The following is a 13879-nucleotide window of genomic DNA, read 5'->3' as shown; positions in this document are numbered from 1 at the left end:
TTCTAAGATCTGGAGGTCTGAAAATCGCCTTCAGACCCTGAGAGCTTTCTTGCCTCGATCCCCACTTCTGTATTACAGTATAGCCAAGAAGAATACTTATACGATGCACGTCTTTACCAAATTGAGTGTTCAAAACAAAAAACGACATATCACCTCGGCTGCCGTGCTTAGTCTGGTGGCTGGCTACGTATTATTCCCGAGTGCGGTCTTTGCCGCGACCCCACCACCAAACCCTAACCAGCAGGATCTTAGTAATCTCCAACTTCTTATCCACGACACTGTCCAGTTTGTCTCCGCCGGAATCGGCGTCCTGTTAGTCGTCTTTTTGGCTGTGGCTGGCCTTAAGTACTTAACCGCTGGCGGAAACTCACAGACCGTAAGCCAAGCAAAGATGCAGATCTGGAATGTTGTCGTTGCACTCTTTCTCTACATCTTCGGTCTGATTATTTTGAACTTCATATCACCGGGAGGCCTCGGTTGATGTCAATGCGATTTCGCCTTTGGATCATGCTCTCGGGCAGTCTCCTGGGTCTGGTGATGGGCCTCTTCGTTGTTGTCATGCCTGCGCGTGCAGCTAGTCCGGTTAATGTTCTCTTCAACATGACCAACCCCGCTCCTTGTAGTCTTGCTCAAGACACTGGCTTTTTGGCTTTTCCGACCTGGTATGAATACCTGCAAGGCACCAAGGTTAACGTCAATGGAGGAGGCACGGAATGCAGGCCCTTTATCTCAGGACCAGACGGCATCTGGCTGATTGTGGCTGCGGTCTTTGAGATATTGTTACGACTCTCCGCTATCTTAGCAGTCGGCTTCGTCATATGGGGCGCCATTCGCTATACCACCAGCGCTGGCTCGCCGAATAGTATCAACGACGCCCGTAACACTATCGTGAATGCCCTTGTTGGCCTTGTCATTACCGTGACGGCCGCTCGAATCATCGGCTTTATCGCCGGTGAATTTGCAGCCAAGATTGACGCGGCTTCCGGGCTGCCGAACCCCGGTGCCGTCAAAGCCGGCACTTTGGCTTTTATCTTGACTCTTGTCTTCCAGATCGTAGCGGTACTGGCAGCCATCATGGTTGTTTGGGGTGGTCTCACCTATACCCGTTCAGGTGGTGACCCAGGCACTCTTAAGCAAGCGAAAGAGACAATTATATATGCAGTAGTTGGACTTATCTTTGCACTCTTCGCGCAGGTTATAGTTGGCTTTGTGCTCGGCACGGGACTGTAGGTGGGAATAGAATGAGACATATGAATCTACAAAGACAAATCTTCAACCTGAAAGCCTGGGCTATAACTTTTGTGCTGGCAGTTACTGCCGTTGTGCAGTTTGGAGGCTTGGCGCCTGCATATGCGTTCGACATCTTCGGCGCCGGTGGTGGTCAGAGTGTCTGTAAAAGCAACCCTGGAGCAACTGTCTGTGAGGCACAAAAAGGAGGCGGGATTCTCGGTAAAGGCGGAGTGCTCGCCACTCTTCTGAGCGTCTTTATCTACTTCGTTGCGGTTATCTCGGTCTTTATGATGGTAATCGGTGGCTTGAGGTACGTCCTCTCTGGCGGTGACCCGTCAGGGACTAAAAGCGGCAAGAATACTATTATCTATGGTTTGGCTGGTCTGGTAATTGCTGTCTTCGGGGCCGCCATCATCCAGTTCGTGCTGGGTTATTTATGATCCAGTGACAAGATATAAGCTATAATAACCAGCATAGAAAGGCACGGAGATAGAGGAAAGATATGAGAAACGCACTTGCCAGGCTCTCACCATACCAAAGACTAGGACTGATTGCCGGAGCGTGTCTGCTCGTGGCTGCGATTCTTATTGTGTTGCCAAGTGGCACTCATTCTGTATTGGCTGATTCGGTTGGCGATGCCCAAAAAGGCCTCAACGACACTGGTGCTGTCGGAAAAGGTCAGTCGGTGCCGCAGCTTATCAAGGATACACTCAATCTGCTCTCATTTATCGTCGGCGCGGCCTCCGTTATCATGCTCATAATCGGGGGCATGAGGTATGTTCTTTCGGGTGGCGACTCAAATGCCATCTCCAGTGCCAAGAACACGATTATCTACGCCATGGTCGGTCTTGCCATCACTCTTTTTGCTCAAATCATCGTTCTCTTCGTCATCGGCAAAGTCACCCAATAGCGATAGCTAACACACCGATCAGATCTAGACTAGTGCAAACCTAACATTAGTGATATATAATGAAGAAAAATCAGCAACAAAGGAGCTTTTAAAGATATGGTAAATGCTGTTAAAAAGTTCAGAACGATTATTGCCGTCAGCATGGCAACGTTCCTTTCTCTCTTTGTGGTCTCGCTGGTACCCGCCACTGCCACATACGCAGCACTCAACGGTAACAACCCCATCCAAGGTGGCGTCTGTAACGGTGTCATCTCCTCGGGGACAAGTACTTGTGAGAGCAACAACAACACAGGCATTAACTCAGTCGTAAAGAGCGCGATTAACATCCTCTCATTCATCATCGGCGCCGTCTCTGTCGTCATGATCATCATCGGAGGATTCAGATACATCGTCTCAGGTGGTGATTCGGGGCAGATTGGGAATGCCAAGAACACGATTATCTACGCCGTAGTCGGATTGATTATCGTCATCTTTGCCCAGATTATCGTCCACTTCGTCATTGGGAACGTCTCGGCTGCCGCTTCAGCCAACAGCTAGCTCCAGATCGATGCTGATAAAAGGAGAGCGCATAAGCAGCTCTCCTTTTTCTTTTGCTATGTCCCCTGCTTTTACGCTAAGCGCTGAATATAAAAGAACCCCCGGAGGAGTTCTTTTTGAGATACGGTTTTATGGTCTATAGAACTTCGATCTTACGGGCAGTCTCCTGCTTGATCTTCGTGAACGTAATCGTCAGGACACCGTCTTTGAGTTCGGCTTGGACTCCATCTTCCTGCACCGGCACGGGCAGAGTTACAGAGCGACGGAACTCTCCCCAATAGCACTCTTGAATATGGTAGTTTTCAGCTGACGATTCGTCGCCGGCTGAGAGAGTGCCGCTAATTGTGAGAATGCCATCTGAAATGCTGACGTCGAGATCTTTCTTGTCGACACCGGCTGTCCGTGCTTTGATAACAAGCTTGTCCTTGGTTTCGTAGACATCAACTGCAAGCTGGCCTGGTACTACTTCCTCTTCTGTCTCTTCCCATTCGGCTTGGACTGGAGCTGCGTCGCTAGCTGGCTGTCCTTGATCAGTGGCAGCGGCTGCGTCGTCATCGTTCAAGAACGCTGCAGCCAACTCTTCGTCTAGGAGCAGATCGTCCTTCTGTTTTTGTCCTCTTGCCATTGTATCCTCCACTTATCGCCGAAACTGCGGTTATTGCAACTTCATTATAGCTAAAATTGTCAATGTTTTGCAATAAACGGCTGTTAGAGGTCAAGATAGCACAATTATGTGGTTCAAGGCAAGCTCTATAAGGGGCGCAATATGGTACAATATGGCCACTGGAGAGGTGTCCGAGCGGTTTAAGGAGCTGGTCTTGAAAACCAGTGTGCGGCAACGTACCGAGGGTTCGAATCCCTCCCTCTCCGCCACGCGTATAACATCTGTATTCGCACGGTTCGCCAAGAGAGCAGAGTTATAGTAAAATACCCATGTTTGGAGAGGTACCCAAGAGGCTGAAGGGGACGGTTTGCTAAATCGTTAGACTGGGGTGACCTGGTGCGAGGGTTCGAATCCCTCCCTCTCCGCCATACATTTGCAATCAACTGTCATGGTGTCGTCTATGCGGCGTTCGCGGCATTAGTGATATACTTTACCTATATGCAGCAACCAGGAGATGAGCACGGCTACTGGGAGAAAGATACTGAGGGTGGTGACGACAAAATGGCACCGGCCTCGACTGATGCGTCGGCGACCCACAACGACGCACCTACTCAGGATGACGAGGTGGCCCCGGTCGGCCATGACGGTCTGCCGGCAGCTCTGCTAACGCCTGATGACCCGGCCGATGAAGACGACGAAGCCCCTACGATCTCCAAGCCTACGTTTACTGAAGCGGAGAAAGTTTCGTGGGAGGCCTCAGAGTTTATAGATCACGAAAAACCGGCCAGTTGGTTTGTCGTTTTCGGCGTCTTTGTAGTGGCGCTTCTTCTCTTCAGTGTCTTTATCCTTCGTGATTGGTTTATGGCAATTGGTTCAGCGATTATGTGTGTGGCCATTGGTGTCGTCGGCGTTAGGAAACCGCGTGTTCTCCATTACGCAATTGATGGGACTGGTCTTCATATTGGTGAGAGAATCTATAAGTTCAACGACTTCCACTCATTCGGAATCGTTAAGGATGGCGGCCTGTGGAGCATCTTGCTCCGTCCTAATGCCAGGTTCAGACCAATGCTCTCTATCTACTTTGAGGAAGGTCAGGGCGAGAAGATTGTCGATGTGCTGAGCCGTTTCTTGCCCATGGAGAACTACAAGTTCGACGCAGTCGACCGACTGTCTCGCAAGCTCCGCTTCTAATACTACCCCTGTTTTTTTAGGGTAACCTGTGATATATTCTTGTCAGTCCCGCCCTCACGCGGGAAGTACCTTTTACTGACATGCAGCAGACATCTGCGTCTGACTGCACCATATGCACCCGTAGCTCAGCTGGATAGAGCGTCGGCTTGCGGAGCCGAAGGTCGTAGGTTCGAATCCTGCCGGGTGTACCATTCAGATTTGACCTCTGCTTCAACCCGTTCTCGTATCTGTTGTGGGGCGTTTCTAACGGCCTCTAAGCGGGCTGCAAGGTCTGGATATGCCTGTTGCACCGGCACCATGTATTTATTAGGGGTAAAATGGATTTTTCCATCTAGCAGCGTGAGGTTCTGACCGAGTTTTGCCAAGACCTTCCGTTTATTCTCAAGGCTGTCGCTATTAAAGTCTTCTTCGGCATAACGGGCAAAGCTAAAAGTTTCGTCTGCTACAGCTCGCCAGTCATTAGCTCGTTTTTCAGCTTTCTCACGGGCTTTCTTGAGGTCTTTGAGTTCTTGGTCAAGCTTATCCTTTTCAGAGGCGTAGAACTCATCATCAGGACACTCGCCACGGTAGCGCATGCGGCCAAGCTCACGGATTTCGGTTTCTTTGGTGACAATGGCCTTGTTCTGCGTTTCGCTCACCTTAATCTGCTTGGTGATTTTATCTTCATTCATTTCTTGCAAAGCCATAACTGCCAACTCATAAAAGCGTGGCATGATGGTGCGCGTCTTTAGCTCCTGCTTAATCTGCTCGTTGAGATTGTCTTCGGTTAGGTACTTCTTTTGGGTGCATTTATAATCACGGCGGCGGAGTGTGCAGCGGTAATAGTCGTACTCATGAACAACACCGCTTTTCTTAGTGGTCACGGTATGTTGCGGTGTTATAGAGCAGCCACACTCACCGCACTTAAGCATGCCACGAAAAGCAAAGATGTACTCCTTATTCTTTGCCCGTTCCGGTAGTTTGGTGTGTATAAGGCTTTGCACGCGGTCATATTCTTCCTCGGTAACCATTGCTGTATGCTTGCCAGGGTTTTCTGTACCACCGTAGCGTATGACGCCTTTATAAAAGGGATTGTGGAACATATCATAAACACCACTGTAAGACAGCGGTTTATTGCCGCTTTTCTTGCGCTTGATAGTGCGTAAGCCCCATTCTTTATCGGCAATTTCACCGATTGCCTTAACGGTGTAGGTACCAGTCAGCATCATGTCCCACATACGGCGCACCATATCAAAGCGCTCAGGGTCTTCAATTATGATTTTCTCCTCACGGTCGTTTTTGTAGCCGATTGGTGGCCTGCCAGGGTACCAGCCTTTTTCGGCTTTGGAATACATGCCACGGCGGACATTCTTCATAAGGTCGCGGACAAACTGATTGGCTATGCTCATCTCTACAGCAAACACCACAGCATTGTCTTCGGGGTAGTAAGTTCGGTCACTGGTCACAATACACTTGATAATTCCGTCTTGCAGTAGTTGTTGGATAATACCCGCTTCTTCGGGGTTACGAGCCAGGCGGTTGGTCTGCCAGCAGGTTATAGCGTTGTACTTACCGGCTTTGATGTCAGCAATTAGTTGCAAAAACTTCGGCCGTTTACCAGGTGCCTTAGCGGATTTCTCCTCGGTGATAATGTCTTTGCGTTTTAGCTTTATACCACAGTCATCAGCTTTTTGCCGCATATAGTGTATCTGGTCTTCTATAGACTGAACCTGCTTACCCTCGTCCTCGGTGGACTTACGGGCGTACAAGGCAAATTTTAGTTCTGAGTAGTTCATGGTTTTATTCCTATCAAAAAGGACAGCATGGCTGTTTTCACATCCAGTCGCTATTCGCTTCTTTCTGCACCATGCTGCCCTTGAAGAGCAGAAATAAAAACACGAACAGCGTGTCTACCAGATGTGAAAACATTTATATTATAGCTTATTAAAGTGTTGTCGTACATATCTATCTCCATATTGTTAGAGCTTATACCCTGTATTTTCGGTCACAAAGTCTTCCTCCTTTAAGTTATCAGGGCTTAGCACAATCGTTATATTGGAAATATCACCTTTAAGTAGTTCTTCAAATACATACTCATCTACAACATGGCCGATTGCCCAAGCAAAAAGTCTATGCAAATCGGTGCAATCTTCAAAATCGAAGGTGTTGCCTTCATCACTTCTGAACTTATAGTCTTTGACTTGTAGGCGAAAAGTAATACCGGTTTTATTGTTTAATTTGTCCATCTCTAACCTCCTTAAAATTATTGACTAGCATCTTAAATATCTTTCCCCTTATTGTTATCTTGATTATGTGTTACATCTTAAACTCCGATTGTGCCGTCGTTGCCGTCGTACCGTCATCATCAGAGGCATTTATTACAGGGGTAACGTCAGTAACGACAGTAACGACAGTAGTATTAGTTATGGTTATTAGTCGTTGTTGAGCGCGTGACCGCTCTAGCACGATACCCTTAGCAGCAAGGTTTGGGGTTAGGATTTCCAGCACCCTGCCAAGCCGTGGTGCATCTTTTGGCCAGCCTCGGCTATTACTAACCCCCAGTTTGAACGCTATCGGGGTGAGCAGTGCGTATAGTTCGGATGGCGTGCCCGTCCACGTTGCCTGGTCTTTAATAAACTCCATGATTGCCTGAGCGACTGGATTGGCCTCAATCGCTTCGTCATGCTGGGTGGCGATGTTGGCGTAGTAAGCTTGCTCGAATGCCTTGCCGCTATATCCGGCTGCTTCTGCAATAGCATAGCCCCAGTGTAAAAAGTCGGCCATTCGGGTTGCTTTGTCGAGCTTAACGTTTGGTCGCAACGCGAGAGCCTTAACTGATACATCAAAGATTGCACCCAGTATGTCTGGCAGGTCATGCTCAAACTCAGCCCAGAAAAGCTGGGACGGCTTGCGTTTATCCTCGCTAATGCGCTCTAAATGTATAAGGATTGAGCGGTCTAGCAGGTCGGATTTGTAGACCACCTGGTTGATGCTATTAAGGGCAATAGTCCTTTGAAAGCGGTAGATAACATCGTCGTCATCGGTGTACAGGCCGCGCTTACTAAAACTACCGCCAGTCACCGCCCTGGCCAGGGTATCAGAAAACGCTTCGGGCATCGTCGAAAGGTTGTCGAAGAATAAGAAGTAATGATGGTTGGCGATTTGGGCAAATTCACTCTCTTTGCTGGGCAGTGAAAAACCCTCTCTAAGCGACGACGGGTCAATCAGGTCTTTCATAATCATCATCGGCGTAGTTTTACCAGCACCTTGTATACCATGCAGGATTAAGAGTGGGTGCGGGTAGTCAGGTATAAATGCTGCCACAACGTAGACCAGAAACAGTAGTTGTTCGGCTTCGTCGGTTATATTGACATACTTTAAGAGTGCTCGTAGGTCTCCGCCGCGCCGTGGTACAACCTGGGGTTTTTGATGTGAGAAGCGCCTAAAAATGATTGGCGGCTGCTCGATGACTTCCCACCGTTCCGGCGTGACATGTACAGCACTGCCACCAAGGTCGTACCACAAGCCCTCTTTGTTGTAGACGCTGCGAGCTTCCAGAGCATGCTGCTTACCGTCAAAGTGGGCGCGTGCCGCCAGTGTATCCAGCACACGGTTGACTGCATCAGTGCTAGGAACTTTGCCTAGCTGGGTGTGACAATAGTGAACTAGCCATAGCTTGGCTATATTTGAATGAACTTTGCTGACGTTACTGCCGTTGCCGTCGTAAGCAATATACGGCTCATTGTACTGGTCGTGAAAAAGCTTAACAGCACTTTCCGTCAAGGCAGCAATTATTTGGTCAACTGTGGTTTTTGGTGCTTGATTGTTTTTCATTGCCATTTCCCTTATTGGTTGCTTTGACTAACTTCCGCGTAATCTCTACCAGCTCGGCAAGACTCAACAGCTCCGATTCGGCGAGTTCCGCCGTAATAGCTTCACCGAAGGTCTCAAAGTACCTTTTCTGAAACTTCGCTATTAAACTTGCACTGAGCCGCATAGTTACCGCTCTCCGTAAATCCGTGATTTAAGCATCTTGATATTGTCTGAGTACGTCCGCGCCTTAACGACGAGTGTGTCAGCCCAATATGCGTCAATGTCTTGAGTTAGGTTGTCAGTTTGTCTAAAGATAAAGTAGAGGCGGCCATTTTGGTCACGGTCAGTAGCATGTAACTTGAAGTCGTGGCTCACCAGCGCAGCCGCAAGCCCCAAATCGTGTATTCTAATGACTGGTTCGTCCATATCCATAGACATGCTCCTTAAACTAAAAACACCCCTGAGTATGAGGGGTGTAGGGTCAGTCAGTTGTCAGTAATAGTTGCGGTCAAATATCTAGATACCAGCCACCTTTTTCATGGTTCTCGATAAGTCGCTTACCCGTGTTAATCAGTAATTCACCGCGTAATTCATAGATAAGGTTACGTATGGTGTGATTGATATTAGGGTATTCTCTAATGCTTTTAATAAAAATCCCTGCGTCATCGTCCTTAAAATCTTCGTAATCGCAAGGTTTGCCTTTCTTTTCTATCAAAATACGCATAGCTTGCCGATGGGGGTAGTCCATTTCAAACGGCTTGTTTTTATAATAAATTCCATCACCATCAACCTTCAGTTCTCGATACTGAACTGGTGGATAAAATATGTCATCGTCAGCACTATTTTCATCTAGTAACTTAGAAATGAGCTTCATGAATTTGCCCTGATTGATATTTGTCAGGCTGAATAATAAATACTTTTCGGCTATATCAGGCGGCAGTTTTTCTACGACTTCATTTATTTCTTTCTCTGAGAGTGGTAACTTGCCTTTAACATGTAACCCATAGGGGTCTTGTTGATATAGCCCCTTAAAGCCAAGAGACGGCTGAAAAACATCTGTGCGAAACTGTATATCCCGACGAGCCTGTGTCCAGTCATAGTATCCACTACTAATCCTAAGCTCATACTCAAAATAGCCTTTTCGCGAATAAATACCCAGGGTTTTGATTAGCTCATAGATTGACTCTTCTCTAAAGAATACGGCAAGCCTGCGCCAGGCTAAACTTTTGCCTTCAATATGTTTAACTTGAGCTTTTAGGTTCATTTACATTCCCATATTCATACTTGTTTTCGCCCACACCCGTTCCTATATTTTCGTGTATAAGGGGTTAGACAGCAAGCACTAGGGGTTTTATTTTTACGCTTATGCTTGGGGATTACAGGGGTAAATGGTATAATTACCAACGTCTAAAGTCATTATCAAGTCAGAAGCGCAATTTAATTGCGGTTCGCCGTGAGAAACGGCACCGCATAAGCATTTCGGCGAAAGCTGACTTGTGAATGGCTTTAGACACCTTGCGGTGTCGTTTTTTATTTTTGGCCGCAGGAAAATTCAAGAGGAGATTGAATGGAAAGCAATGCACAGCAAGTTGGTCAAAGTATTGGAGCAATTGCATTTATACTGTTCTGGATTTACTGCCACAGAGCCTATAAGCGCAATAAATTGCCTGTCGATATGCCGAAAGCGCTACTTGTGGAATTCATAGGATTTTTATGCAGTATTTTTGGACTTGTCGTGTATCTCGTGTATGCACAAAAGGTTTTAAACAAGCGCAAGCAGTCAGGTAAGAAAGCATGAAGAACTCCACATACACTCAGACCCTAGTAATAGGCAGGGTTGGAATAATATGATATTGCTAGTACTGTTCTTAACATTTTGGGGGACTGTTTTTATTAGCGGTGCTATCGCACTTCTAATAAGTACTATCATGGCAAAAGTCGGCTCAAAGCCTTCTCATTCAGAAGGAATTGACACAAAAGTTTACCTTATTACATGGTTTGCTCTAGTAGGCTGCCTCGTCATATGGTCAATAATCAGCGTTAGGCAGGCTACAGGGCACTGCTTAGTAGACCACGGATTATTAAATATGATTAGGCTGTCTATTGTGCACTTAATAGGAGTTGGTGGAGTGCAGTGTCAGTAACCTATTTCTTGGGAGAATTTATCCTATCAATTTCCTGTTGAATTTTTTCATAACCAGCTTTCGGGTTGTTAAGCGTGAACTCCTTGAGACCGACGTTATTCCATAGGTGTAAAACGCTCTCGGTCATCAATTTGTTTAGCTCTCTCGTACCAGGTTTTAGTTCGGGCGTGGCCTTATGTATTTCTTGCCTTAATTGCTCAACGAGTGGCTTCCTAGCGTAGACTAATCGAACATTTTCAGCGGGAAAATCGTCAACCGGCATGTCAGGTAAGGGCATATCAGTTAAGTACTTTACTCGAAAGCTTTTATAACCATATTTACTTTTGATAACTTTTGTAACTTGACCCAGGCTACCCCAAACTGTTACCACAAAATCACCCTCAACTATTTTCGGCTTTGTTTTTTGCCTGAAGAGCTTAATGGGGTAATCATTCTTCTTTGTTACGTCGGATATAGTTTTTAAGATGCCTTTGACGTTGTTTAAGTGGCCTAGGTCTTTTGTAGCCGTTAGAACACCCGGTGCTAAAGTGCCAATACGACCGACGTGTGCACCTAAAGTATTAAGGGTTAACTTACGTCGCTCCACTGGCTTACCAGAATGCAGGAACCCGCTTTGTCTACCAAACGATGCGCCATAAGTGTAAAGTGTCGCCTGTTCATACTCTTTCATGTAAGGGAAAACTTCTTTAAATCGCTCGCTAAACGTGCTGATATTCCTTGTCAGAACGCCACGACGCTTCTTGGCATACCAGCACTTTGCTGGGTCAAGCTTGGCCGCTAGCGCATCAGCTTGTTTTTCAAGTTCTTCAATCTGGAAAGCAAGGTTTTTACTCTTCACTCCTGAAAACTCATGCATGTCATTCTGGATTTTCTTCTTGGCATCTAATTCGTGGAGTACGATGTAATGTCGATAATAGTCTGCCTCATCTGCGCGCCGAAAACCCACTAAGTCAACCAACGTTTCGGTCAACTTTCGCTCAGAAACTGTTAATTCATCAATCTTGACTTGGATAGCATTGTTCGCAATCCGATAACCTGTAGCGTCAGTTATTTCTGGCTCTGGTTTTTTCTTGCTTTCTACGACAAAGTCAGCCGTATACATCATGGCCATACCGGCCTTTTCGACTTCATTCAAAACCCCCGTAAGATAGTATTTCTTGGGGTTACCAGTATTAGGGCCATAGACTAATGAGAACGCATCTTCGCTTAACTTGAGTTTTTTACGAAGTTCAGCACCGCCTTTTATAGCCAGCTCAGTAAATGCTTTATAGCGTTTCTCTTCTTCACCAACATCAGTACCTACCTTTGGCGGCTTTGGTTTGTATGCTTTTTGAGATTTCTTACTATTCTTCCTTGCGCTCATACCATATATATTATAAACCTCACTTAGAAGGCTAATGCTAAGCAACTGTAGTAGCGTCTAGCTTCTTATAGCCGTTGCTTGAGTTTTTGTTTTTGCGATTACTTGGTAGTGTGCTGCAAGCGCCTTTGAAAATGAAGCAAACGCCTTAATGTTGCTGAACATATAGAACTCTTGCAGTCCCTTAGCACTCTCAAATAGCAGCTCTCCATACTGAACTATGGGTATCTGGTAGTTGCCGTTGAAGCGTTTGTCCTTGGTACCGTCTTTGTTGGTCTTATACCAAGTTTGACCTACGACAACAGTATCCTTTGGCACTCCTTCGCTTTCGATAAACTTGGTCAAATGTATTCCAGGGCGAACCTCTTTCAAGTCGAAGATGCCAAACTCATGGTAACTCCTAAAGATTAAGAGAAACGTTGGATAAATGTAGATACTTGAATTATTGGCACCAGGTAATGCTAAGCAGTCAACATCACTATTTATGTATGCCAATGGCTCGGGAGTTTCTTGTATCAAAGTACGATTGAAGCTATTGTTAGCAACGCTCCGGTCTTTGAACTTGTTTACGGCAGTTGAGTATGTGATGTCCCAGACTCGTTCGCTCCCCATTAGCTCATTAAACGTAGTGACACAGTCTGTCCATGTGCTGGCAAATTGTGGACTATTTGCAAAAGACAAACTCATGGACTTCTCATTGAGTTCTTGCTCAAGTGACGCTACTACCTCTGCTTGCTGGTTCATCGCCGCTTCTGCGTCAACATAAAATCGTTTCAACACCATTGCGCGTCTTCGATTGTAGTGAGCAGTCAATGTTTTAAGCTGTGACTTTGCCTCTGTAACCTCAGCACGTTTTACTTTACGCCATTCAAGCAGAGTAGTAAGTTGTGTACGAAATAGTGCGTAGCTATCACTTGTCACCTTTAGCGCGTCATCTGTACTTCCTATCGCATTAGCTTGTTTTTGCTGTGCCGGTGTAGCATGTACACTCGGCTGTGGTGCAGTGGTCGTGCGTGGTGTGACGGCATCGCGTGATTTGCTACTAGTTCGCTTTTGGTAGTAAAGTCCCGTGCCTGGCATACCCACTGAAGCGGTGCGACGTCCACTACTATGAACAGAATAGTGTGCGCCTTTACCGCCAACAGTCATGCCTACACCAGTTTTAGTTAGATTAAGCTTTACTCCCTTTGCTAGTCTTATTGACCTGCGGTATCGCAATGACATACATATCTCCTACTATCTGTATTATACAATTTTAGGCGGTAAATAAGGTATTATTAGACCATGAAAGTATTTATATTTGACCCTCTATGGACAAAGTTAGTTGATGAAAAGCTTGAGGAACAATTAGCTGAAAGCAAAGCAGACCTTACTGTTATAACTGATGTAAAACCATTGAGTGAAACGCCAGAGTTGTTCGCTGGTAATGAAGAACGCTTGCTGTGTCTTAACCCTGACTACATTGGTTGGAAGCTCACAAGTAAAGACTATGAGAATATACCTAATCTTAAAGCTATTTTAGTTGCTTCAACTGCCTTTGGATATATTGATAAAGACACTGCCGATAAGCGTGGCATACCTATTTGTAATATCAAGAACTTCTCAACTCAGGCCGTAGCAGAGTGGGCAGTTACTATGATGTTTAATCTAGCTCGGCAAACTCCCCGTTTAATTAAAGACAACTTCCCACTAGATTTTGATGCTGACTTTATGAAGTATCGAGGAGTGCAGATTAAAGGCAAAACAGCTGGCATCATTGGACTTGGACATAATGGTTCAGCAATAGCAGAGAGATGTGCTGGACTTGGTATGGACGTTATTTATTGGTCACGTTCTTCAACCAACGACAGCTATATGCGTGTTGAATTAGAAGAACTATTTTCTACTGCCGATGTTATATTCCCCGCATATGCTAAGAATGGCGAAACTAATGCACTTATTACTGATGAATTATTATCAAAGGTTAAGAAGTCTGCAATTATCGTTGACATTATCGAATTAGAAGACAAGATGACAGAAATCATAGATATGGTGAAAACAGGTAAGCTATTTGGTTATGGTTTTGAAGCTAAACCGGCAAAGTTCAATAACTACGAGGGTAACGTTTGGGC

The 13879-nt window shown here is 46.0% G+C and carries 15 protein-coding genes and 3 tRNA genes; 11 read left to right on the top strand and 7 right to left on the bottom strand.

The features are described 5' to 3' along the window. Positions 1-103: 103 nt before the first annotated feature. The 5 genes from VGS28_01745 (at position 104) to VGS28_01725 (ending at position 2677) form a co-directional block, all read left to right on the top strand. Positions 104-481, top strand: coding sequence for a hypothetical protein (locus VGS28_01745; GenBank protein HEV2412509.1), 378 nt, complete (start codon positions 104-106; stop codon positions 479-481). Continuing rightward, on the top strand, positions 481-1230 hold the full coding sequence (locus tag VGS28_01740; GenBank protein HEV2412508.1) for a hypothetical protein: 750 nt from the start codon (positions 481-483) through the stop codon (positions 1228-1230). The genes VGS28_01745 and VGS28_01740 overlap by 1 nt, the downstream gene beginning before the upstream one ends. A gap of 20 nt (positions 1231-1250) precedes the next feature. After that, positions 1251-1670, top strand: a complete 420-nt coding sequence (locus tag VGS28_01735) for a hypothetical protein (protein ID HEV2412507.1) — start codon at positions 1251-1253, stop codon at positions 1668-1670. A 62-nt stretch (positions 1671-1732) separates the two neighbouring features. Further along, positions 1733-2140 (top strand): hypothetical protein, encoded by a 408-nt coding sequence (locus tag VGS28_01730; protein ID HEV2412506.1) that lies wholly within the window; start codon positions 1733-1735, stop codon positions 2138-2140. A 96-nt stretch (positions 2141-2236) separates the two neighbouring features. Continuing rightward, a complete protein-coding gene (locus tag VGS28_01725) occupies positions 2237-2677 on the top strand; it encodes a pilin (GenBank protein ID HEV2412505.1) in 441 nt (146 codons plus the stop codon). A gap of 136 nt (positions 2678-2813) precedes the next feature. On the opposite strand, the gene VGS28_01720 is transcribed toward VGS28_01725, so the two are convergent. Next, a complete protein-coding gene (locus VGS28_01720) occupies positions 2814-3302 on the bottom strand; it encodes an Hsp20/alpha crystallin family protein (GenBank protein HEV2412504.1) in 489 nt (162 codons plus the stop codon). Between the two features lie 160 nt (positions 3303-3462). Here VGS28_01720 and VGS28_01715 point away from each other — a divergent pair. From VGS28_01715 to VGS28_01700, 4 genes are all read left to right on the top strand, one after another. After that, positions 3463-3550 (top strand) — tRNA-Ser (locus VGS28_01715). A 66-nt stretch (positions 3551-3616) separates the two neighbouring features. Beyond that, positions 3617-3709, top strand: a tRNA-Ser gene (locus VGS28_01710). A gap of 70 nt (positions 3710-3779) precedes the next feature. Further along, positions 3780-4472 (top strand): hypothetical protein, encoded by a 693-nt coding sequence (locus VGS28_01705; GenBank protein HEV2412503.1) that lies wholly within the window; start codon positions 3780-3782, stop codon positions 4470-4472. Between the two features lie 114 nt (positions 4473-4586). Beyond that, a tRNA-Arg gene (locus VGS28_01700) sits at positions 4587-4663 on the top strand. Positions 4664-6430: 1767 nt separating this feature from the next. Here the strand turns inward: VGS28_01700 and VGS28_01695 are convergent. The 4 genes from VGS28_01695 to VGS28_01680 all read right to left on the bottom strand — a co-directional run bounded on the left by VGS28_01695 (position 6431) and on the right by VGS28_01680 (position 9528). After that, positions 6431-6697 carry a hypothetical protein gene (locus VGS28_01695; protein HEV2412502.1) on the bottom strand — a complete coding sequence of 89 codons (267 nt, stop codon included), beginning with the start codon at positions 6695-6697 and terminating at the stop codon, positions 6431-6433. A gap of 70 nt (positions 6698-6767) precedes the next feature. After that, a complete protein-coding gene (locus VGS28_01690; protein ID HEV2412501.1) occupies positions 6768-8285 on the bottom strand; it encodes a hypothetical protein in 1518 nt (505 codons plus the stop codon). A gap of 165 nt (positions 8286-8450) precedes the next feature. After that, on the bottom strand, positions 8451-8690 hold the full coding sequence (locus VGS28_01685; protein HEV2412500.1) for a DUF5659 domain-containing protein: 240 nt from the start codon (positions 8688-8690) through the stop codon (positions 8451-8453). Positions 8691-8772: 82 nt separating this feature from the next. Further along, entirely contained in the window at positions 8773-9528 is a 756-nt protein-coding gene (locus VGS28_01680; protein HEV2412499.1) for a hypothetical protein, read from the bottom strand. Between the two features lie 303 nt (positions 9529-9831). Here VGS28_01680 and VGS28_01675 point away from each other — a divergent pair, with 303 nt between their 5' ends. Then, a complete protein-coding gene (locus VGS28_01675) occupies positions 9832-10062 on the top strand; it encodes a hypothetical protein (protein ID HEV2412498.1) in 231 nt (76 codons plus the stop codon). A 347-nt stretch (positions 10063-10409) separates the two neighbouring features. Here the strand turns inward: VGS28_01675 and VGS28_01670 are convergent, their stop codons facing one another. Beyond that, positions 10410-11771, bottom strand: a complete 1362-nt coding sequence (locus tag VGS28_01670; protein HEV2412497.1) for a hypothetical protein — start codon at positions 11769-11771, stop codon at positions 10410-10412. A gap of 57 nt (positions 11772-11828) precedes the next feature. Beyond that, entirely contained in the window at positions 11829-12992 is a 1164-nt protein-coding gene (locus VGS28_01665; protein ID HEV2412496.1) for a DUF4236 domain-containing protein, read from the bottom strand. 60 nt (positions 12993-13052) lie between these two features. On the opposite strand from VGS28_01665, the gene VGS28_01660 reads away from it, so the two are divergent. Beyond that, positions 13053-13879, top strand: an 827-nt coding sequence (locus VGS28_01660) for an NAD(P)-dependent oxidoreductase (GenBank protein ID HEV2412495.1), incomplete at its 3' end; no start/stop codon positions are given.

The sequence above is a fragment of the Candidatus Saccharimonadales bacterium genome (assembly GCA_035945435.1).
Lineage (GTDB): Bacteria > Patescibacteriota > Saccharimonadia > Saccharimonadales > DASZAF01 > DASZAF01.
This window is presented reverse-complemented; position numbering and strand designations above follow the sequence as displayed.

Bases quoted from the DNA above. Each gene is read 5' to 3' on its own strand.
- VGS28_01730 (HEV2412506.1), top strand. From the start codon at position 1,733: ATGAGAAACGCACTTGCCAGGCTCTCACCATACCAAAGACTAGGACTG.
- VGS28_01665 (HEV2412496.1), bottom strand. From the start codon at position 12,992: ATGTCATTGCGATACCGCAGGTCAATAAGACTAGCAAAGGGAGTAAAG.
- VGS28_01720 (HEV2412504.1), bottom strand. From the start codon at position 3,302: ATGGCAAGAGGACAAAAACAGAAGGACGATCTGCTCCTAGACGAAGAG.
- VGS28_01745 (HEV2412509.1), top strand. From the start codon at position 104: ATGCACGTCTTTACCAAATTGAGTGTTCAAAACAAAAAACGACATATC.
- VGS28_01685 (HEV2412500.1), bottom strand. From the start codon at position 8,690: ATGGACGAACCAGTCATTAGAATACACGATTTGGGGCTTGCGGCTGCG.
- VGS28_01725 (HEV2412505.1), top strand. From the start codon at position 2,237: ATGGTAAATGCTGTTAAAAAGTTCAGAACGATTATTGCCGTCAGCATG.
- VGS28_01670 (HEV2412497.1), bottom strand. From the start codon at position 11,771: ATGAGCGCAAGGAAGAATAGTAAGAAATCTCAAAAAGCATACAAACCA.
- VGS28_01675 (HEV2412498.1), top strand. From the start codon at position 9,832: ATGGAAAGCAATGCACAGCAAGTTGGTCAAAGTATTGGAGCAATTGCA.
- VGS28_01695 (HEV2412502.1), bottom strand. From the start codon at position 6,697: ATGGACAAATTAAACAATAAAACCGGTATTACTTTTCGCCTACAAGTC.
- VGS28_01735 (HEV2412507.1), top strand. From the start codon at position 1,251: ATGAATCTACAAAGACAAATCTTCAACCTGAAAGCCTGGGCTATAACT.
- VGS28_01690 (HEV2412501.1), bottom strand. From the start codon at position 8,285: ATGAAAAACAATCAAGCACCAAAAACCACAGTTGACCAAATAATTGCT.
- VGS28_01740 (HEV2412508.1), top strand. From the start codon at position 481: ATGTCAATGCGATTTCGCCTTTGGATCATGCTCTCGGGCAGTCTCCTG.
- VGS28_01680 (HEV2412499.1), bottom strand. From the start codon at position 9,528: ATGAACCTAAAAGCTCAAGTTAAACATATTGAAGGCAAAAGTTTAGCC.
- VGS28_01705 (HEV2412503.1), top strand. From the start codon at position 3,780: ATGCAGCAACCAGGAGATGAGCACGGCTACTGGGAGAAAGATACTGAG.